At 40.4% G+C, this 18,586-nt stretch carries 20 protein-coding genes; all 20 read left to right on the forward strand.

The annotated features are described in order from the left end of the window. The first annotated feature begins 29 nt into the window (after positions 1–29). A complete protein-coding gene (gene rpoB, locus WKT12_RS04075) occupies positions 30–3,842 on the forward strand; it encodes a DNA-directed RNA polymerase subunit beta (RefSeq protein WP_340318864.1) in 3,813 nt (1,270 codons plus the stop codon). 75 nt (positions 3,843–3,917) lie between these two features. Next, positions 3,918–8,204 (forward strand): DNA-directed RNA polymerase subunit beta', encoded by a 4,287-nt coding sequence (rpoC, locus tag WKT12_RS04080; RefSeq protein WP_340318865.1) that lies wholly within the window; start codon positions 3,918–3,920, stop codon positions 8,202–8,204. Positions 8,205–8,417: 213 nt separating this feature from the next. Then, complete coding sequence (locus tag WKT12_RS04085; protein ID WP_021971559.1) at positions 8,418–8,744, forward strand: DUF3467 domain-containing protein; 327 nt, start codon at positions 8,418–8,420, stop codon at positions 8,742–8,744. A 182-nt stretch (positions 8,745–8,926) separates the two neighbouring features. Further along, the gene (gene rpsL, locus WKT12_RS04090; RefSeq protein ID WP_340318866.1) at positions 8,927–9,331 is read left to right on the forward strand and encodes a 30S ribosomal protein S12; all 405 of its coding nucleotides are present in this window, start codon (positions 8,927–8,929) and stop codon (positions 9,329–9,331) included. 148 nt (positions 9,332–9,479) lie between these two features. After that, a complete protein-coding gene (gene rpsG, locus WKT12_RS04095; RefSeq protein WP_007559393.1) occupies positions 9,480–9,956 on the forward strand; it encodes a 30S ribosomal protein S7 in 477 nt (158 codons plus the stop codon). Between the two features lie 31 nt (positions 9,957–9,987). Beyond that, the gene (gene fusA / locus WKT12_RS04100; RefSeq protein ID WP_340318867.1) at positions 9,988–12,105 is read left to right on the forward strand and encodes an elongation factor G; all 2,118 of its coding nucleotides are present in this window, start codon (positions 9,988–9,990) and stop codon (positions 12,103–12,105) included. A 94-nt stretch (positions 12,106–12,199) separates the two neighbouring features. Next, positions 12,200–12,505 (forward strand): 30S ribosomal protein S10, encoded by a 306-nt coding sequence (gene rpsJ / locus WKT12_RS04105; protein WP_007567343.1) that lies wholly within the window; start codon positions 12,200–12,202, stop codon positions 12,503–12,505. A gap of 21 nt (positions 12,506–12,526) precedes the next feature. Beyond that, positions 12,527–13,144: a 50S ribosomal protein L3 gene (gene rplC, locus WKT12_RS04110; protein ID WP_303176333.1), complete on the forward strand. Its 618-nt coding sequence runs from the start codon at positions 12,527–12,529 to the stop codon at positions 13,142–13,144. Further along, the gene (rplD, locus tag WKT12_RS04115) at positions 13,144–13,773 is read left to right on the forward strand and encodes a 50S ribosomal protein L4 (RefSeq protein ID WP_294598148.1); all 630 of its coding nucleotides are present in this window, start codon (positions 13,144–13,146) and stop codon (positions 13,771–13,773) included. Before rplC ends, rplD begins: the two co-directional genes overlap by 1 nt. A 20-nt stretch (positions 13,774–13,793) precedes the next feature. After that, positions 13,794–14,084: a 50S ribosomal protein L23 gene (gene rplW, locus WKT12_RS04120; protein ID WP_294598150.1), complete on the forward strand. Its 291-nt coding sequence runs from the start codon at positions 13,794–13,796 to the stop codon at positions 14,082–14,084. A gap of 7 nt (positions 14,085–14,091) precedes the next feature. Continuing rightward, positions 14,092–14,913 (forward strand): 50S ribosomal protein L2, encoded by an 822-nt coding sequence (gene rplB, locus WKT12_RS04125; RefSeq protein WP_340318868.1) that lies wholly within the window; start codon positions 14,092–14,094, stop codon positions 14,911–14,913. A gap of 25 nt (positions 14,914–14,938) precedes the next feature. Further along, a complete protein-coding gene (gene rpsS, locus WKT12_RS04130; RefSeq protein WP_007559385.1) occupies positions 14,939–15,208 on the forward strand; it encodes a 30S ribosomal protein S19 in 270 nt (89 codons plus the stop codon). A 35-nt stretch (positions 15,209–15,243) separates the two neighbouring features. Continuing rightward, positions 15,244–15,651: a 50S ribosomal protein L22 gene (gene rplV, locus WKT12_RS04135; RefSeq protein ID WP_007567352.1), complete on the forward strand. Its 408-nt coding sequence runs from the start codon at positions 15,244–15,246 to the stop codon at positions 15,649–15,651. A gap of 6 nt (positions 15,652–15,657) precedes the next feature. Further along, a complete protein-coding gene (gene rpsC / locus WKT12_RS04140) occupies positions 15,658–16,389 on the forward strand; it encodes a 30S ribosomal protein S3 (RefSeq protein ID WP_007567354.1) in 732 nt (243 codons plus the stop codon). Positions 16,390–16,410: 21 nt separating this feature from the next. Continuing rightward, a complete protein-coding gene (gene rplP / locus WKT12_RS04145; RefSeq protein WP_013617999.1) occupies positions 16,411–16,842 on the forward strand; it encodes a 50S ribosomal protein L16 in 432 nt (143 codons plus the stop codon). Between the two features lie 5 nt (positions 16,843–16,847). After that, positions 16,848–17,042: a 50S ribosomal protein L29 gene (gene rpmC / locus WKT12_RS04150; protein WP_007559379.1), complete on the forward strand. Its 195-nt coding sequence runs from the start codon at positions 16,848–16,850 to the stop codon at positions 17,040–17,042. An 11-nt stretch (positions 17,043–17,053) separates the two neighbouring features. Continuing rightward, entirely contained in the window at positions 17,054–17,311 is a 258-nt protein-coding gene (rpsQ, locus tag WKT12_RS04155; RefSeq protein ID WP_040312450.1) for a 30S ribosomal protein S17, read from the forward strand. Between the two features lie 2 nt (positions 17,312–17,313). Beyond that, entirely contained in the window at positions 17,314–17,679 is a 366-nt protein-coding gene (rplN, locus tag WKT12_RS04160) for a 50S ribosomal protein L14 (protein ID WP_007559377.1), read from the forward strand. Positions 17,680–17,699: 20 nt separating this feature from the next. Then, the gene (gene rplX, locus WKT12_RS04165) at positions 17,700–18,023 is read left to right on the forward strand and encodes a 50S ribosomal protein L24 (protein ID WP_072529637.1); all 324 of its coding nucleotides are present in this window, start codon (positions 17,700–17,702) and stop codon (positions 18,021–18,023) included. Then, on the forward strand, positions 18,023–18,580 hold the full coding sequence (gene rplE, locus WKT12_RS04170) for a 50S ribosomal protein L5 (RefSeq protein ID WP_340318869.1): 558 nt from the start codon (positions 18,023–18,025) through the stop codon (positions 18,578–18,580). The genes rplX and rplE overlap by 1 nt, the downstream gene beginning before the upstream one ends. Positions 18,581–18,586: the final 6 nt, after the last annotated feature.

The raw sequence follows: 18,586 nt of genomic DNA on the forward strand, positions 1-18,586 counted from the left end.
CTGAATTTAAACATTTTAACTCCATACAGATGTCTTCAAATACTAATAATCAACGAATTAATTTTGCTTCTATTAAGAATCCGATGAAGTATCCGGATTTCCTGGAAGTGCAATTGAAGTCATTTCAAGACTTTTTACAGTTAGATACTCCGCCTGAAAAACGAAAGAACGATGGCTTGTATAAAGTGTTTGCAGAAAATTTCCCTATTGCAGATACTCGTAACAACTTCGTGCTCGAGTTCCTCGATTACTATATCGATCCGCCTCACTATTCTATTGATGATTGTTTGGAACGTGGATTGACTTATAGTGTTCCCTTGAAAGCTAAATTGAAGCTTTATTGTACAGACCCCGATCACGAAGACTTTGATACTGTTATTCAGGATGTATATCTGGGTCCTATCCCTTATATGACTCCGAAAGGTACTTTTGTTATCAATGGAGCAGAACGTGTAGTTGTTTCTCAGTTGCATCGTTCTCCGGGTGTATTCTTCGGACAAAGTATCCATGCGAATGGAACTAAATTATATTCAGCTCGTATTATTCCGTTTAAGGGTTCTTGGATAGAATTTGCTACGGATATTAATAATGTGATGTATGCTTACATTGACCGTAAGAAGAAGTTGCCTGTAACTACATTGCTGAGAGCTGTAGGCTTTGAAAATGATAAGGATATCCTCGAAATATTTAATCTGGCTGAAGACGTTAAGGTTAATAAGGCCAATTTGAAGAAAATTATCGGTCGCAAGCTGGCTGCACGTGTGCTGAAAACTTGGACTGAAGATTTCGTTGATGAAGATACTGGTGAAGTTGTTTCTATCGAACGTAACGAGGTAGTAATCGACCGTGAAACTGTAATTGAACCGGAACATATCGATTTGATCCTGGAATCAGGTATTCAGAATATCCTCGTTCACAATGAAGAAGCTAATTCTTCTGATTATTCAATTATTTTCAATACTTTACAAAAAGACCCGTCTAACTCGGAGAAAGAAGCTGTATTGTACATTTATCGTCAGTTGCGTAATGCTGATCCTGCCGATGATGCCAGTGCACGTGAAGTTATCAATAACTTGTTCTTCTCTGAAAAACGTTATGACCTGGGTGAAGTAGGACGTTATCGTATCAACAAGAAGTTGAATCTGGATACTCCTATGGATGTGAAGGTGTTGACAAAACAAGATATTATTGAAATCATCAAATATCTGATTGAGCTGATTAACTCAAAAGCGGATGTTGATGATATTGACCATTTGAGCAACCGTCGTGTACGTACCGTAGGAGAACAGTTGTCTAACCAGTTCGCTATCGGTCTGGCTCGTATGTCACGTACTATTCGTGAACGTATGAATGTCCGCGACAATGAAGTGTTTACTCCAATTGATTTGATTAACGCTAAGACTATTTCGTCGGTTATTAACTCATTCTTTGGAACAAATGCTTTGTCACAGTTCATGGATCAGACCAACCCGTTGGCAGAAATTACTCACAAGCGTCGTTTGTCAGCGTTGGGTCCTGGTGGTTTGTCACGTGACCGTGCCGGATTCGAGGTACGAGATGTACACTACACTCACTATGGTCGTTTGTGTCCGATTGAAACTCCTGAAGGTCCGAATATCGGTTTGATCTCTTCTCTGTGTGTATATGCAAAGATTAATGATCTTGGATTTATCGTCACTCCTTACCGTAAGGTGAAAGATGGAGTGGTAGATTTGTCACCGGAAGGTATAGAATATTTGTCGGCAGAGGAAGAAGAAGACAAGATTATCGCTCAGGGTAATGCACCATTGAATGACGACGGAACATTTATCCGTGAAAAAGTAAAAGCTCGTCGTGATGCAGATTATCCTGTCGTTACTCCTGATCAGGTAGAGTTGATGGATGTTTCTCCACAGCAGATTGCTTCTATCGCTGCATCTTTGATTCCGTTCTTGGAACATGATGACGCTAACCGTGCGTTGATGGGATCAAACATGATGCGCCAGGCAGTTCCTCTGTTGAAGACAGAAGCTCCTATTGTTGGTACTGGTATTGAAAAACAATTGTGTGAAGATTCGCGTACACAGATTGCAGCTGAAGGTGATGGTGTAATTGATTTCGTGGATGCAACGACAATACGTATTTTGTATGACCGTACCGATGATGAAGAGTTTGTAAGCTTTGAACCGGCATTGAAAGAGTATCGCATTCCTAAGTTCCGTAAGACTAACCAGAGCATGACTATTGACTTGCGTCCGATTTGTTCGAAGGGACAGCGTGTAAAGAAAGGCGATATCTTGACAGAAGGTTATTCTACTGCTAATGGTGAATTGGCATTGGGTAAGAACCTGCTGGTCGCATACATGCCGTGGAAAGGATATAACTACGAGGATGCTATTGTATTGAATGAACGTGTTGTACGTGAAGATATCTTGACTTCTGTACACGTTGATGAATATATTCTGGAAGTACGTGAAACCAAGCGCGGTATGGAAGAGTTGACTTCTGATATACCTAATGTAAGCGAGGAAGCTACAAAAGACTTGGATGAAAATGGTATTGTCCGTGTTGGTGCTCGCATTGAACCGGGTGATATTTTGATTGGTAAGATTACTCCGAAAGGTGAATCTGATCCTTCTCCAGAGGAAAAATTGTTGCGTGCAATCTTTGGTGACAAGGCTGGTGACGTGAAGGATGCTTCTTTGAAAGCTTCTCCTTCATTGCGCGGTGTTGTAATCGATAAGAAGTTGTATTCACGTGTTATAAAGACTCGTAGTGAAAAGAATGCAGATAAGGCTATCCTGCCGAAACTGAATGAAGAATTTGAAGAAAAAGCTGCAGCACTGAAAGAAATCTTAGTTGAGAAGTTATTGGTTCTGACTAACGATAAGGTTTCTCAGGGTGTAAAAGACTATCTGGGAACAGAAGTTATAGCTAAAGGTGCTAAGTTCACAAAACGTGATTTGGAATCATTGGATTATACAATCATTCAGTTGAGCAAATGGACTTCGGATGCTCATAAGAATGATATGATTCGTGATTTAATCATGAATTATCTGAAAAAGTACAAGGAACTTGATGCCGAGTTGAAGCGTAAGAAGTTTGCTCTGACTATTGGTGATGAACTTCCTTCTGGTATTATTCAGATGGCTAAAGTCTATATTGCTAAGAAGCGTAAGATTGGTGTCGGTGATAAGATGGCGGGTCGTCACGGTAACAAGGGTATCGTTTCGCGTGTCGTACGTCAGGAAGATATGCCATTCTTGGCAGATGGTACTCCGGTTGATATTGTATTGAATCCGTTGGGTGTGCCTTCTCGTATGAACATCGGTCAGATATTCGAAGCAGTATTGGGACGTGCTGGTAAGGAGCTGGGCGTTAAGTTTGCAACTCCTATCTTTGATGGAGCTACATTGGACGACTTGGATAAGTGGACAGATAAAGCTGGTTTGCCACGCTATTGTAAGACTTACTTGTACGATGGTGGTACGGGTGAACAGTTTGACCAGCCTGCAACAGTCGGTGTGACTTACATGTTGAAGTTGGGTCACATGGTTGAAGATAAGATGCATGCACGTTCTATCGGTCCGTACTCTCTGATTACTCAGCAGCCACTTGGTGGTAAGGCACAGTTCGGTGGTCAGCGTTTTGGAGAAATGGAGGTTTGGGCTATCGAAGCATTTGGTGCGGCTCATGTACTTCAGGAAATTCTGACAATTAAGTCAGATGACGTAGTTGGACGTTCAAAAGCATACGAAGCTATCGTAAAAGGTGAGCCGATGCCTACTCCGGGTATCCCTGAATCTCTGAATGTATTGCTGCACGAGTTGAGAGGTCTTTGCTTGAGCATTACACTGGAATAATATATTAATAAAGGAGGGAGAAGATGGATTTCTCCTCCTTTATCTTTAAATTCTTCATTTTATAAAACATAAAGTATGGCTTTTAGAAAAGATACTAAGATAAAAAGTAATTTCTCAAAGATTACAATCGGACTGGCTTCTCCTGAAGAGATTTTGGAAAACTCTTACGGTGAAGTGTTGAAACCGGAAACAATCAATTACCGTACTTATAAGCCGGAACGTGATGGTTTGTTCTGTGAACGAATCTTTGGTCCGGTAAAAGACTACGAATGTCATTGTGGTAAATACAAACGTATTCGTTATAAAGGCATCGTTTGTGACCGATGTGGCGTTGAAGTAACAGAAAAGAAAGTTCGTCGTGAGCGTAGCGGTCACATTCAGTTGGTTGTACCTGTTGCACATATCTGGTATTTCCGCTCTTTGCCTAATAAAATTGGCTATTTGTTAGGATTGCCTACAAAGAAACTTGATGCTATCATTTATTATGAACGTTATGTAGTAATTCAGCCAGGTGTGAAGGCTGAAGATGGCATTAATCAATATGACTTGTTGTCTGAGGAAGAGTATCTTGACATTATTGATAATCTTCCGAAGGATAATCAATATTTGGAAGACAGCGACCCGAATAAGTTTATTGCTAAAATGGGTGCTGAAGCTATCTACGATTTGTTGGTACGTCTGGATTTGGATGCATTGTCATACGAATTGCGTCACAAAGCCAATAATGACTCATCTCAGCAGCGTAAGAATGAAGCATTGAAACGTCTGCAAGTTGTAGAATCATTCCGTGCTTCAAGAGGTCGTAATAAACCTGAATGGATGATTGTACGTATTGTTCCGGTTATTCCGCCTGAATTACGTCCGTTGGTTCCGCTGGATGGTGGTCGCTTCGCAACTTCCGACTTGAATGATTTGTATCGTCGTGTTATTATTCGTAATAACCGTCTGAAACGTTTGATTGAAATTAAAGCTCCTGAAGTAATCTTACGTAACGAAAAGCGTATGTTGCAGGAAGCTGTTGATTCATTGTTCGACAACTCTCGTAAGTCGAGTGCAGTGAAGACAGATGCCAATCGTCCTCTGAAATCTCTTTCTGATAGCTTGAAAGGTAAGCAAGGACGTTTCCGTCAGAACTTGCTGGGTAAACGTGTTGACTACTCTGCACGTTCCGTAATCGTTGTAGGTCCTGAGTTGAAAATGGGTGAATGCGGTATTCCTAAATTGATGGCTGCTGAATTGTACAAGCCGTTTATCATTCGTAAGTTGATAGAACGTGGCATTGTCAAGACCGTTAAGTCTGCAAAGAAAATTGTAGACCGTAAGGAACCGGTGATTTGGGATATTCTGGAACATGTAATGAAAGGACATCCGGTATTGCTGAACCGTGCGCCGACTCTGCACCGTTTGGGTATCCAGGCTTTCCAGCCTAAGATGATAGAAGGTAAAGCTATCCAATTGCATCCATTGGCATGTACAGCGTTCAATGCCGACTTCGATGGTGACCAGATGGCGGTACACTTGCCTTTGAGTAATGAAGCAGTTCTTGAAGCCCAGATGTTGATGCTTCAGTCACATAATATTTTGAACCCTGCCAATGGTGCTCCTATTACAGTGCCTGCACAGGATATGGTTCTTGGTTTGTATTATATTACCAAGTTACGTAAAGGTGCGAAAGGCGAGGGTTTGATTTTCTACGGACCAGAAGAAGCATTGATTGCTTACAACGAAGGAAAGGTAGATATTCATGCAATCATTAGTGTTGTAACCAATGACCTTGATGAAAATGGTAATATCGTGAAGAAGATGATTAAAGAAACTTCTGTTGGACGTATTATCGTTAATGAATTGGTTCCTGATGAATGTGGATATTTGAATACTATTATTTCTAAGAAGTCATTGCGTGATATCATCAGCGATGTTATCAAGACTGTCGGTGTAGCTCGTGCTTGTGAATTCTTGGATGGTATTAAGAACTTAGGTTATAAGAAGGCATTTGAAGGTGGTTTGTCATTTAACTTAGGTGATATCATTATTCCGAAGGAAAAAGAAGAACTTGTTAAACGTGGTAACGAAGAAGTTGAGCAGATTATGATGAACTATAACATGGGTTTCATCACCGACAACGAACGTTACAACCAGGTTATCGATACTTGGACACACGTAAACAGTGACTTGTCTGATATCTTGTATAAGACAATTAAGAATGACGATCAGGGATTCAACTCAGTGTTTATGATGCTGGATTCTGGAGCCCGTGGTTCTAAGGAACAGATTCGTCAGTTGTCTGGTATGCGTGGTTTGATGGCTAAACCGCAGAAAGCAGGTGCAGAAGGTGCTCAGATCATTGAGAACCCGATTCTTTCTAACTTTAAGGAAGGTCTGTCTGTGTTGGAGTACTTTATTTCTACTCACGGTGCTCGTAAGGGTCTTGCCGATACTGCGTTGAAGACTGCCGATGCTGGATATTTGACTCGTCGTTTGGTTGACGTTTCTCACGACGTAATCATTAATGAAGAAGACTGTGGAACATTGCGTGGTCTGGTTTGTACAGCATTGAAGAATAACGATGAAGTTATTGCAACATTATATGAACGTATTTTGGGACGTGTTTCTGTACATGATGTAATACATCCTACAACTGGTAAGCTGATAGTAGCTGCTGGTGAAGAAATTACAGAATCAATAGCACAGGAAATTGAAGATTCTCCGATTGAAAGCGTTGAAATCCGTTCTGTATTGACTTGTGAGTCGAAGAAGGGTGTATGTGCTAAGTGTTATGGACGTAACCTTGCTACGAGCCGTATGGTTCAGAAAGGCGAGGCTGTTGGTGTTATCGCTGCTCAGTCAATCGGTGAACCGGGTACTCAGTTGACATTGCGTACGTTCCACGCCGGTGGTATCGCCGGTAACATGGCTGCAAATGCAAGTATTGTTGCGAAGAACGATGCACGTCTTGAGTTTGAAGAATTGCGTACAGTAGACGCTGTTGAAGAAACAGGTGAGGCAGTTAAGATCGTTGTTGGCCGTTTGGCTGAAGTTCGTTTCGTGGATGTTAATACAGGTATTATCTTGTCAACACATAACGTTCCTTATGGTTCTAAACTGTATGCATCAGATGGTGAAGTCGTTGAGAAAGGTAAGCTGATTGCTAAGTGGGACCCGTTCAATGCCGTTATTGTTACAGAAGCTGCTGGTAAGATCGATTTTGAATCGGTTATTGAAAATGTAACATATAAGGTAGAGTCCGATGAAGCAACTGGTTTGCGTGAAATCATTATTACAGAGTCTAAGGATAAGACAAAGATTCCTTCATTACATATCTTAGATGAGAATGGTGGAATTATCCGTACATATAACTTACCGGTAGGTGGTCACGTTGTTGTAGAAGATAAACAAGTGGTTAAGGCTGGTGATATCTTGGTTAAGATTCCGCGTGCTGTAGGTAAGGCTGGTGATATTACCGGTGGTCTTCCTCGTGTAACAGAGTTGTTCGAAGCGCGTAATCCGTCTAATCCTGCTGTTGTATCAGAAATTGATGGAGAGGTTACGATGGGTAAGATTAAACGTGGTAACCGTGAGATTATCGTTACGTCTAAGACTGGTGATGTGAAGAAGTATCTTGTAGCTCTGTCAAAGCAGATCCTTGTTCAGGAAAACGACTATGTACGTGCCGGAACTCCGCTGTCGGATGGTGCTATCACTCCTGCTGATATCTTGGCTATTAAAGGTCCTACAGCAGTTCAGGAATATATTGTGAACGAAATTCAGGATGTATACCGTCTGCAGGGTGTTAAGATTAACGATAAGCATTTTGAAATTATCGTCCGTCAGATGATGCGTAAAGTTCAGATTGATGAGCCGGGTGATACACGCTTCTTGGAGCAGCAGGTTGTTGACCGTTTGGAATTCAATGAAGAAAATGACCGTATCTGGGGTAAGAAAGTTGTTGTTGATGCTGGTGACTCTCAGAACTTGCAGCCAGGACAGATTGTTACAGCTCGTAAGTTGCGTGATGAAAACAGTATGTTGAAACGTCGAGACTTGAAGCCTGTTGAAGTACGCGATGCAGTACCTGCAACATCTACTCAGATATTACAAGGTATCACACGTGCTGCATTGCAGACATCAAGCTTTATGTCGGCTGCATCATTCCAGGAAACAACTAAGGTCTTGAATGAAGCTGCTATTAATGGTAAGGTAGATAAGCTGGAAGGTATGAAGGAAAACGTGATCTGTGGTCATTTGATTCCTGCTGGTACAGGTCAGCGTGAATTTGAAAAGATTATCGTTGGTTCAAAAGAAGAGTACGATCGTATCTTGGCTAATCGAAAGAATGTACTTGACTATAGTGAAGTAGAATAATTGCAATAGTCTATATTTATATTAAAACCACTTTGTCGAAGTTTTTATCTTTGACGAAGTGGTTTTCTTATTTCTTGTAGGTGGAGTAGGGGTAAAAAAATTGAATACATCGTTTAATTTTCTATCTTAACAATACGGATGATTCAACTTTTTCCCTACATTTGTGGAGCTAATAAGAAAAAAGTAAATACTTAATATTAAATTTTAGTCATTATGGAAAACGAAAACAAAAATAATCAGCTCCAGATAGAGTTGAAGGAAGAGGTCGCTCAAGGTACTTATGCTAATCTTGCTATAATTACTCATTCTACTTCTGAGTTTATATTGGATTTTGTGCGTATTATGCCGGGATTGCCAAAGGCTGGTGTACAGTCACGTATTGTGATGACTCCAGAACATGCTAAACGTTTAATGTTTGCTTTACAAGATAATGTGGCAAAATATGAACGCAACTTTGGACAGATACGTATGCCAGAAGAACAAAATAATGGTAGTAAAACATTCGTTCCGCCATTGAGTGATTTCAAAGGAGAAGCTTAAAAAAATATAAAAAAGTCATTTTAAGGCCCATTTCCTGCTTTTTTCAAGGGAATGGGCTTTTTTTATTTTAAAACAGTTTGTCTATTAAAAAGTTATTTGTAATTTTGCAGCCCGAAATGTATAGTTTCGACAAGGATTGGAAAACAATAAACAATATATATAATAATTAAAATCAAAACAAAATGCCTACTATTCAACAGTTAGTAAGAAAAGGAAGAGCGGTTTTGGTAGACAAGAGTAAATCACCAGCACTAGATTCATGTCCTCAGAGACGTGGCGTTTGTGTTCGTGTTTATACTACAACTCCGAAGAAACCGAACTCAGCAATGCGTAAAGTAGCTCGTGTGCGTCTGACAAACTCTAAGGAAGTAAACTCTTATATTCCGGGTGAAGGCCACAACTTGCAGGAACACTCAATCGTATTGGTACGTGGTGGTCGTGTAAAAGACCTTCCGGGTGTACGTTATCACATCGTTCGTGGTACATTGGATACAGCTGGTGTTGCAGGTCGTACACAGAGACGTTCTAAATACGGTGCTAAGCGTCCGAAACCGGGACAGGCTCCTGCTGCAAAAGGTAAAAAATAATTCGTAGCTGAGTACAATCCTTAGTAAAAGAACTTTTATTAATTCGTTTTGGTTTGTAGGAAAAGCTTTAAGGTTGAGTAAATGTCTCGGAGGAGACGTTGAAGAAAACAGAGATGCAGCCCCAAACTAAACATTATTATCAAACAAAATGAGAAAAGCAAAACCAAAAAAACGTGTGATCCTGCCGGATCCGGTATTTAATGATCAGAAGGTTTCTAAATTCGTAAACCACCTGATGTATGATGGAAAGAAGAATACTTCTTACGAAATCTTCTATAACGCACTGAAAACAGTTGAGACAAAACTTCCGGGTGAAGAAACTTCAGCTTTGGAAGTTTGGAAAAAAGCTCTAGATAATGTAACTCCGCAGCTGGAAGTTAAATCTCGCCGTATTGGTGGTGCAACTTTCCAGGTTCCTACAGAAATTCGTCCTGACCGCAAAGAGTCAATCTCTATGAAGAACTTGATTGCTTTTGCTCGTAAACGTGGCGGTAAGTCAATGGCTGATAAATTGGCTGCTGAAATTCTTGATGCTTATAACGAGCAGGGTGGCGCTTTCAAGCGTAAAGAGGATATGCATCGTATGGCTGAAGCTAACCGTGCATTTGCTCACTTCAGATTCTAATATAGTAATAATCAATTAAGACGGAATTAAAATGGCTAAACATGATTTGCATTTGACTCGTAACATCGGGATCATGGCGCACATCGATGCTGGTAAGACTACTACCTCTGAACGTATTCTGTACTACACTGGTTTGACTCACAAAATTGGTGAAGTACACGATGGAGCTGCAACAATGGACTGGATGGAACAGGAACAGGAACGTGGTATTACTATCACTTCTGCTGCTACAACTACTTATTGGAAATACGCAGGAAATAAATATAAAATCAACTTGATTGATACTCCGGGGCACGTAGACTTTACTGCTGAGGTAGAACGTTCTCTTCGTGTACTGGATGGCGCTGTAGCAACTTACTGTGCAGTTGGTGGTGTTGAACCTCAGTCTGAAACGGTATGGCGTCAGGCAGATAAGTATAATGTTCCTCGTATTGGTTATGTAAACAAAATGGACCGTTCTGGTGCTGACTTCTTTGAAGTAGTGCGTCAGATGAAGGACGTTTTGGGCGCTAATCCATGTCCGGTGGTTATTCCTATTGGTTCTGAAGAAAGCTTTAAGGGTGTAGTGGATCTGATTAAGATGAAAGCGATCTTATGGCACGATGAAACAATGGGTGCTGATTATGATGTTGAAGATATCCCAGCAAACTTGGTTGACGAAGCTAATGAATGGAGAGATAAAATGCTTGAAAAAGTAGCTGAGTTCGATGAATCTTTGATGGAAAAATACTTTGATGATCCTTCTACTATTACGGAAGAGGAAGTTTTGCGCGCTTTGCGTGCCGGAACTTTGAAGATGGAGATCGTTCCGATGTTGTGCGGTTCTTCATTTAAGAATAAAGGTGTGCAAACTTTGCTGGACTATGTATGTGCATTCTTGCCTTCTCCGTTGGATACTCCGAATATCGTGGGTACAAATCCGACTACTGGAGCTGAAGAAGATCGTAGACCTGACGAAGATGAAAAGACTGCTGCTTTGGCATTTAAGATTGCAACCGACCCGTATGTTGGCCGTTTGACATTCTTCCGTGTTTACTCTGGTAAGGTTGAAGCTGGTTCTTATATCTACAACTCTCGTTCAGGTAAAAAAGAACGTGTGTCTCGTTTGTTCCAGATGCACTCAAACAAACAGAACCCTGTAGAGGTAATTAGCGCTGGTGATATCGGTGCTGGTGTAGGTTTCAAGGATATTCGTACTGGTGATACACTGTGCGATGAAACAGCTCCGATTGTATTGGAGTCTATGGATTTCCCAGAACCGGTTATCGGTATTGCTGTAGAACCGAAGACTCAGAAAGACTTGGACAAGCTGTCTAATGGCTTGGCTAAGTTGGCTGAAGAAGACCCGACATTTACTGTTCGTACTGATGAGCAGACTGGTCAGACAATTATCTCTGGTATGGGTGAACTTCACTTGGATATCATTATCGACCGTCTGAAACGTGAATTCAAGGTTGAATGTAATCAGGGTCGTCCGCAGGTTAATTACAAGGAAGCTATTACTAAGACTGTAGAACTTCGTGAAGTTTATAAGAAGCAGTCTGGTGGTCGTGGTAAGTTTGCTGATATTATTGTGACTGTAGGTCCGGTTGACGAAGATTGGAAGCAGGGTGGCCTGCAGTTCATCGATGAGGTGAAGGGTGGTAATGTGCCTAAGGAATTTATTCCTTCTGTACAGAAAGGTTTCCAGACTGCCATGAAAAATGGTGTCTTGGCTGGTTTCCCGCTCGACTCATTGAAGGTTGTCTTGAAAGATGGTTCTTTCCACCCGGTAGACTCTGACCAGTTGTCTTTCGAAATCTGTGCTATTCAGGCTTACAAGAATGCTTGTGTTAAAGCAGGTCCTGTTTTGATGGAACCTATCATGAAACTGGAAGTTGTTACTCCGGAAGAAAACATGGGTGATGTAATTGGTGACTTGAACAAGCGTCGTGGTCAGGTAGAAGGAATGGAAACAAGCCGTTCTGGCGCACGTATTGTTAAGGCAATGGTTCCGCTGGCTGAAATGTTTGGTTATGTAACAGCCTTGCGTACTATTACTTCAGGTCGTGCTACTTCTTCAATGTCGTATGATCATCATGCGCAAGTATCAAGCTCTATTGCTAAGACTGTATTGGAAGAAGTTAAAGGTCGCGTAGACTTGGTATAATTATATTGAATAACTTGAAGCTGATGAGGGCTAGCGAATGACTCTTAGCCTTCATGCTTCATCTTAAATATAAATAATTAATTAATCATTACTAATGAGTCAGAAAATTAGAATTAAACTGAAATCTTACGATCACAACTTGGTAGACAAGTCTGCTGAAAAGATTGTAAGAACTGTGAAGGCTACAGGTGCTATTGTTAGCGGTCCTATTCCATTGCCAACTCACAAGCGTGTTTTTACTGTAAACCGTTCGACTTTCGTTAATAAGAAGTCACGTGAACAGTTTGAATTGTCTTCTTATAAGAGACTGATCGACATCTATAGCTCAACAGCTAAGACTGTAGACGCTTTGATGAAATTGGAATTGCCAAGTGGGGTAGAAGTAGAAATTAAAGTTTAATAATTAAAAAAATTAACTGAAATGCCAGGATTATTAGGAAAGAAAATCGGAATGACATCCGTTTTCAGTGCTGATGGTAAGAATGTACCATGCACTGTTATCGAAGCTGGTCCTTGTGTAGTTACTCAGATTAAGAGTGTAGAAAAAGATGGCTATGCAGCTGTTCAGGTAGGTTTCCAGGACAAAAAGGAAAAGCATACTACAAAACCGTTGATGGGTCACTTTAAGAAAGCTGGAGTAACTCCGAAGAGACACTTGGCCGAGTTCAAAGATTTCTCAGAAGAATTGAATTTAGGTGATACTATCACTGTAGAATTGTTTAACGATGCTAACTATGTAGACGTAATCGGTACTTCTAAAGGTAAAGGTTTCCAGGGTGTTGTTAAACGTCACGGATTTGGTGGTGTAGGTCAGACTACTCACGGTCAGCACAACCGTGCTCGTAAGCCGGGTTCTATCGGTGCTTGTTCTTACCCTGCAAAAGTATTCAAAGGAATGCGTATGGGTGGTCAAATGGGTGGTGACAGAGTAACTACTCACAACTTACAAGTATTAAAGGTAATTCCAGAACACAACTTACTTTTGATTAAGGGTTCTGTTCCGGGTTGCAAAGGTTCAATCGTAATAATTGAGAAATAATGGAAGTTAACGTTTTAAATATTAAGGGTGAAGACACCGGAAGAAAGGTGGCTTTGAACGAAGCTATCTTCGGAATCACTCCGAATGATCACGCTATCTATCTGGACGTAAAGCAGTACATGGCTAATCAGCGCCAGGGAACTCACAAGTCTAAAGAAAGAAGCGAAATCAGTGGTTCTACTCGTAAATTAGGCCGTCAGAAAGGTGGAGGTGGCGCTCGTCGTGGTGATATTAACTCTCCGCTGTTGGTTGGTGGTGCTCGTGTGTTTGGTCCTAAACCACGTGATTACTGGTTCAAACTGAACAAGAAAGTTAAGGCTTTGGCTCGTAAGTCTGCTTTGTCATATAAGGCTCAGGCTAACAATATCGTAGTTGTAGAAGACTTCACTTTTGAAGCTCCTAAAACTAAAGATTTTGTAAATGTTGTGAATAATCTTAAAGTAGCTGGTAAAAAGCTGCTTATGGTTTTGCCGGAAGCAAATAAAAACGTATATTTGTCTGCTCGTAACTTAGAGCGTACAAATCTTGCAATTGCTTCTGCGCTGAATACTTACTCAGTATTGAACGCAGAAACTCTTGTTGTTACAGAGAGTGCATTGAAAGCTATCGAGGAAACCTTAGTTAAATAATTAAAGGAGGCTGAAGTAATATGGGAATGATTATTAAACCGTTGGTTACAGAAAAGATGACGGCAATATCTGAAAAGTTCAACCGCTTTGGATTTATTGTTCGTCCTGAAGCTAACAAATTAGAAATTAAGAGCGAAATCGAAGCTATGTATAACGTGACTGTTGTTGACGTGAATACTGTACGTTACGCAGGAAAGAACAAAAGCCGTTATACTAAATCAGGTCTTATCAATGGACGTACAAATGCTTATAAAAAAGCTATCGTTACATTGAAAGAAGGTGATACTATTGATTTTTATAGCAATATTTAAATAAAAGATGGCAGTACGTAAATTTAAGCCCACAACACCGGGGCAGAGACACAAAATTATTGGTACTTTTGAAGAAATTACTGCATCGGTACCAGAAAAATCTCTTGTATATGGAAAGCGTTCTACAGGTGGTCGTAACCATGTAGGTAAAATGACAATGCGCTATATTGGTGGCGGTCATAAGAGAAAATTCCGTATTATCGATTTCAAGAGAAATAAAGACGGTGTTCCAGCAGTTGTTAAGACAATTGAATACGATCCGAACCGTTCCGCTCGTATCGCTCTTTTGTATTATGCTGATGGTGAAAAGAGATATATCATTGCTCCTAATGGATTGCAAGTTGGTAGTACTTTGATGTCTGGAGCGAATGCAGCGCCTGAGATTGGTAATGCACTTCCTCTTGAGAATATTCCTGTTGGTACTGTAATTCATAATATTGAATTGCGTCCGGGACAAGGTGCTGCTTTGGTTAGATCGGCTGGTAATTTTGCTCAGTTAACTTCTCGTGAGGGTAAGTACTGCGTTATTAAGTTGCCTTCTGGTGAAGTAAGACAGATCTTAAGTGCATGTAAAGCGACTATCGGTAGTGTTGGTAATTCTGACCACGCATTGGAGGCTTCAGGTAAAGCTGGTCGTTCTCGCTGGTTAGGACGTCGTCCTCATAACCGTGGTGTTGTTATGAACCCTGTTGATCACCCGATGGGTGGTGGTGAAGGACGTCAGTCAGGAGGTCACCCAAGATCACGTACAGGCTTGTATGCTAAGGGCTTGAAGACAAGAGCACCTAAGAAACAGTCTTCTAAGTATATTATTGAAAGAAGAAAGTAATAACAACTGATTAATTGAGTAATTTATGAGTCGTTCATTAAAAAAAGGTCCATATATTAATGTAAAACTGGAAAATAAAGTGCTGGCTATGAATGAAAGCGGCAAGAAGTCAGTTGTTAAGACATGGGCTAGAGCTTCAATGATTTCGCCTGATTTTGTTGGGCATACAATTGCAGTTCATAACGGAAACAAATTTATTCCTGTTTACGTTACAGAAAACATGGTTGGTCATAAGTTGGGAGAATTTGCTCCAACTCGTACATTCCGTGGTCACGCTGGTAACAAGAAAAAATAACAGGACACTTATTTGAAATAATAAAGTAATAAATAATGGGAGCAAGAAAAAAAATATCGGCTGAAAAAAGAAAAGAAGCCCTTAAAACCATGTATTTTGCTAAATTGCAAAATGTGCCTACTTCTCCGCGTAAGATGCGTCTCGTGGCTGACATGATTCGCGGTATGGAGGTTAATAGAGCACTTGGTGTTTTGAAGTTTTCTTCTAAGGAAGCTTCTGCAAGAGTGGAAAAACTGTTGCGCTCTGCTATTGCTAACTGGGAACAGAAAAACGAACGCAAAGCTGAAGACGGTGAACTTTTTGTAACTAAGATTTTTGTTGATGGGGGAGCAACTCTGAAAAGAATGAGACCGGCTCCGCAGGGTAGAGGTTACAGAATTCGCAAACGTTCAAATCATGTGACTTTGTTCGTTGATTCTAAGAATACTAATGATAAAAATTAAGAGTAGATGGGACAGAAAGTTAATCCGATAAGTAACCGTTTAGGAATTATCAGAGGATGGGATTCTAACTGGTACGGTGGCAAGAATTATGGTGACGCTTTGTTAGAAGATAGCAAAATTCGTAAATATCTGAATGCCAGACTTGCAAAAGCCAGCGTTTCAAGAATCGTTATTGAACGTACTCTGAAGTTGGTGACAATTACTGTATGTACTGCTCGCCCAGGTATTATCATTGGTAAAGGTGGTCAGGAAGTTGATAAGTTGAAAGAAGAGTTGAAGAAGATCACTGATAAGGATATCCAGATTAATATCTTCGAAGTGAAGAAACCCGAACTCGACGCTGTGATTGTTGCTAATAACATCGCTCGCCAGGTTGAAGGCAAGATCGCTTATCGTCGTGCTATCAAAATGGCTATCGCCAATACGATGCGTATGGGAGCTGAAGGTATCAAGGTGCTGATTTCTGGTCGTTTGAATGGCGCTGAAATGGCACGTTCTGAAATGTATAAGGAAGGTCGTACTCCGTTACACACTTTCCGTGCAGATATCGACTATTGTCATGCTGAAGCTTTGACAAAGGTTGGTTTGCTGGGTATTAAGGTGTGGATTTGCCGTGGTGAAGTTTACGGTAAACGTGAGTTGGCTCCTAACTTTACTCAGAGCAAAGAAAACAACCGTGGTGGAAACGGTAATAATGGTGGAAAGAACTTCCGCAGAAAGAAAAACAACAATCGCTAACGAATTTGAATTTTAGGAATTATGTTACAACCGAAAAAGACAAAATTCAGAAGACAGCAGAAAGGTAGCGCTAAAGGTAATGCCCAGAGAGGACACCAGTTGGCTTTCGGTACTTTTGGTATCAAGTCATTGCAGACTAAGTGGATTACTGGACGTCAGATTGAAGCAGCTCGTATTGCTGTAACAAGATATATGCAGCGTCAGGGTCAGATTTGGATCCGTATATTCCCGGATAAACCTATTACTCGTAAACCTGCTGACGTACGTATGGGTAAAGGTAAAGGTAATCCGGAAGGTTTTGTAGCTCCTGTAACTCCGGGTCGTATTTTGATCGAAGTTGAAGGTGTATCTTTTGAAGTAGCAAAAGAAGCTTTGCGCCTTGCTGCACAGAAACTTCCTGTTACTACTAAGTTTATTGTTAGACGTGATTACGACGCAAGTCAAAATGCTTAATTGATATGAAGATTGCAGAAATTAGAGAAATAGCTACCAACGAATTGGCAGAAAGAATTCAAACTGAAGTTGCCAATTACAATCAAATGGTTTTAAATCATTCGATCTCTCCGCTGGAAAATCCTGCACAGATCAAGAAATTACGCAGAACAATTGCGCGTATGAAAGCAGAATTGCGTCAGAGAGAACTTAACAAATAATAATGGTCCTCATGGAAGCTAGAAATTTAAGAAAAGAAAGAACTGGTGTTGTGGTTAGCAATAAAATGGATAAGACCATTACTGTTGCTGCTAAGTTTAAGGAAAAACACCCTATTTATGGTAAGTTCGTTTCTAAGACGAAAAAATACCATGCTCATGACGAAAAAAATGAATGCCAGATTGGCGATACTGTTCGTATCATGGAAACTCGTCCGTTGAGCAAAACTAAGAGATGGAGATTGATTGAAATTATCGAAAGAGCTAAGTAATTATGATACAAGCAGAATCCAGACTTACAGTATGTGACAACAGTGGTGCTAAAGAAGCTCTTTGTATCCGCGTTTTAGGCGGTACAAAGAGACGTTATGCCTCTGTTGGGGATGTTATTGTAGTTTCAATAAAGAGTGTTATCCCCTCAAGTGATATTAAAAAAGGTGCAGTATCTAAGGCCCTGATCGTACGTACAAAGAAAGAAATTCGTCGTGCTGACGGTTCTTATATTCGTTTTGATGATAATGCTTGCGTTCTGTTGAATAACGCAGGTGAAATTAGAGGAAGTCGTATTTTTGGCCCGGTAGCGAGAGAGTTGCGTAATGCAAACATGAAGGTTGTGTCACTTGCACCTGAAGTACTTTAATTTTGTAAAAGATTTAAGTAATGAGTAAATTACATATTAAAAAAGGCGATACAGTTTACGTAAACTCTGGTGAAGACAAGGGTAAAACTGGCCGCGTGTTGAAAGTTCTTGTAAAAGAAGGACGTGCATTGGTAGAAGGTATCAATATGGTATCAAAGAGCACTAAGCCTAATGCTAAGAATCCTCAGGGTGGTATTGTGAAGCAGGAAGCTCCTATTCACATCTCTAACCTGAATCCGGTTGACCCTAAGACTGGTAAACCGACACGTATTGGTAGAAGAGAAAGTTCTGATGGAAGAACATTTGTCCGTTATGCTAAAAAATCAGGAGAGGAGATTAAATAATGAGTAGTACTGCTAGCCTTAAGAAAGAATATGCAGAGCGTATTGCTCCTGCATTGAAGAATCAGTTCCAGTATACTTCATCTATGCAGATTCCTAAACTTAAGAAGATTGTTATCAATCAAGGTTTAGGTATGGCTGTAGCTGATAAAAAGATCATCGATGTTGCTATCAATGAATTGACTGCAATTACTGGTCAGAAAGCTGTTGCAACTGTTTCTCGTAAAGATATCGCAAACTTTAAGTTGCGTAAGAAAATGCCTATTGGTGTGATGGTAACTTTACGTCGTGAAAGAATGTATGAATTCCTTGAAAAACTTGTTCGCGTAGCTTTGCCACGTATCCGTGACTTCAAAGGTATCGAAAGCAAGTTGGACGGAAGAGGTAACTATACTCTTGGTATTCAGGAGCAAATTATTTTCCCTGAAATTAATATCGATAGTATTACTAAAATTCTCGGAATGAATATTACCTTTGTAACCTCTGCTCAAACAGATGAAGAAGGTTATGCTTTGTTGAAGGAATTCGGTTTACCGTTTAAAAACGCTAAAAAAGATTGATAAGAT

It is taken from the genome of Phocaeicola sp. HCN-6420 (assembly GCF_037890145.1).
In the GTDB taxonomy this organism is placed as follows: domain Bacteria; phylum Bacteroidota; class Bacteroidia; order Bacteroidales; family Bacteroidaceae; genus Phocaeicola.

Bases quoted from the DNA above. Each gene is read 5' to 3' on its own strand.
- rplN (WP_007559377.1), top strand. From the start codon at position 17,314: ATGATACAAGCAGAATCCAGACTTACAGTATGTGACAACAGTGGTGCT.
- rplD (WP_294598148.1), top strand. From the start codon at position 13,144: ATGGAAGTTAACGTTTTAAATATTAAGGGTGAAGACACCGGAAGAAAG.
- rpsC (WP_007567354.1), top strand. From the start codon at position 15,658: ATGGGACAGAAAGTTAATCCGATAAGTAACCGTTTAGGAATTATCAGA.
- rpoC (WP_340318865.1), top strand. From the start codon at position 3,918: ATGGCTTTTAGAAAAGATACTAAGATAAAAAGTAATTTCTCAAAGATT.
- rplX (WP_072529637.1), top strand. From the start codon at position 17,700: ATGAGTAAATTACATATTAAAAAAGGCGATACAGTTTACGTAAACTCT.
- rplP (WP_013617999.1), top strand. From the start codon at position 16,411: ATGTTACAACCGAAAAAGACAAAATTCAGAAGACAGCAGAAAGGTAGC.
- rpoB (WP_340318864.1), top strand. From the start codon at position 30: ATGTCTTCAAATACTAATAATCAACGAATTAATTTTGCTTCTATTAAG.
- rpsS (WP_007559385.1), top strand. From the start codon at position 14,939: ATGAGTCGTTCATTAAAAAAAGGTCCATATATTAATGTAAAACTGGAA.
- rpmC (WP_007559379.1), top strand. From the start codon at position 16,848: ATGAAGATTGCAGAAATTAGAGAAATAGCTACCAACGAATTGGCAGAA.
- rpsQ (WP_040312450.1), top strand. From the start codon at position 17,054: ATGGAAGCTAGAAATTTAAGAAAAGAAAGAACTGGTGTTGTGGTTAGC.
- rplW (WP_294598150.1), top strand. From the start codon at position 13,794: ATGGGAATGATTATTAAACCGTTGGTTACAGAAAAGATGACGGCAATA.
- fusA (WP_340318867.1), top strand. From the start codon at position 9,988: ATGGCTAAACATGATTTGCATTTGACTCGTAACATCGGGATCATGGCG.
- WKT12_RS04085 (WP_021971559.1), top strand. From the start codon at position 8,418: ATGGAAAACGAAAACAAAAATAATCAGCTCCAGATAGAGTTGAAGGAA.
- rpsL (WP_340318866.1), top strand. From the start codon at position 8,927: ATGCCTACTATTCAACAGTTAGTAAGAAAAGGAAGAGCGGTTTTGGTA.
- rpsG (WP_007559393.1), top strand. From the start codon at position 9,480: ATGAGAAAAGCAAAACCAAAAAAACGTGTGATCCTGCCGGATCCGGTA.
- rplC (WP_303176333.1), top strand. From the start codon at position 12,527: ATGCCAGGATTATTAGGAAAGAAAATCGGAATGACATCCGTTTTCAGT.
- rplV (WP_007567352.1), top strand. From the start codon at position 15,244: ATGGGAGCAAGAAAAAAAATATCGGCTGAAAAAAGAAAAGAAGCCCTT.
- rpsJ (WP_007567343.1), top strand. From the start codon at position 12,200: ATGAGTCAGAAAATTAGAATTAAACTGAAATCTTACGATCACAACTTG.
- rplE (WP_340318869.1), top strand. From the start codon at position 18,023: ATGAGTAGTACTGCTAGCCTTAAGAAAGAATATGCAGAGCGTATTGCT.
- rplB (WP_340318868.1), top strand. From the start codon at position 14,092: ATGGCAGTACGTAAATTTAAGCCCACAACACCGGGGCAGAGACACAAA.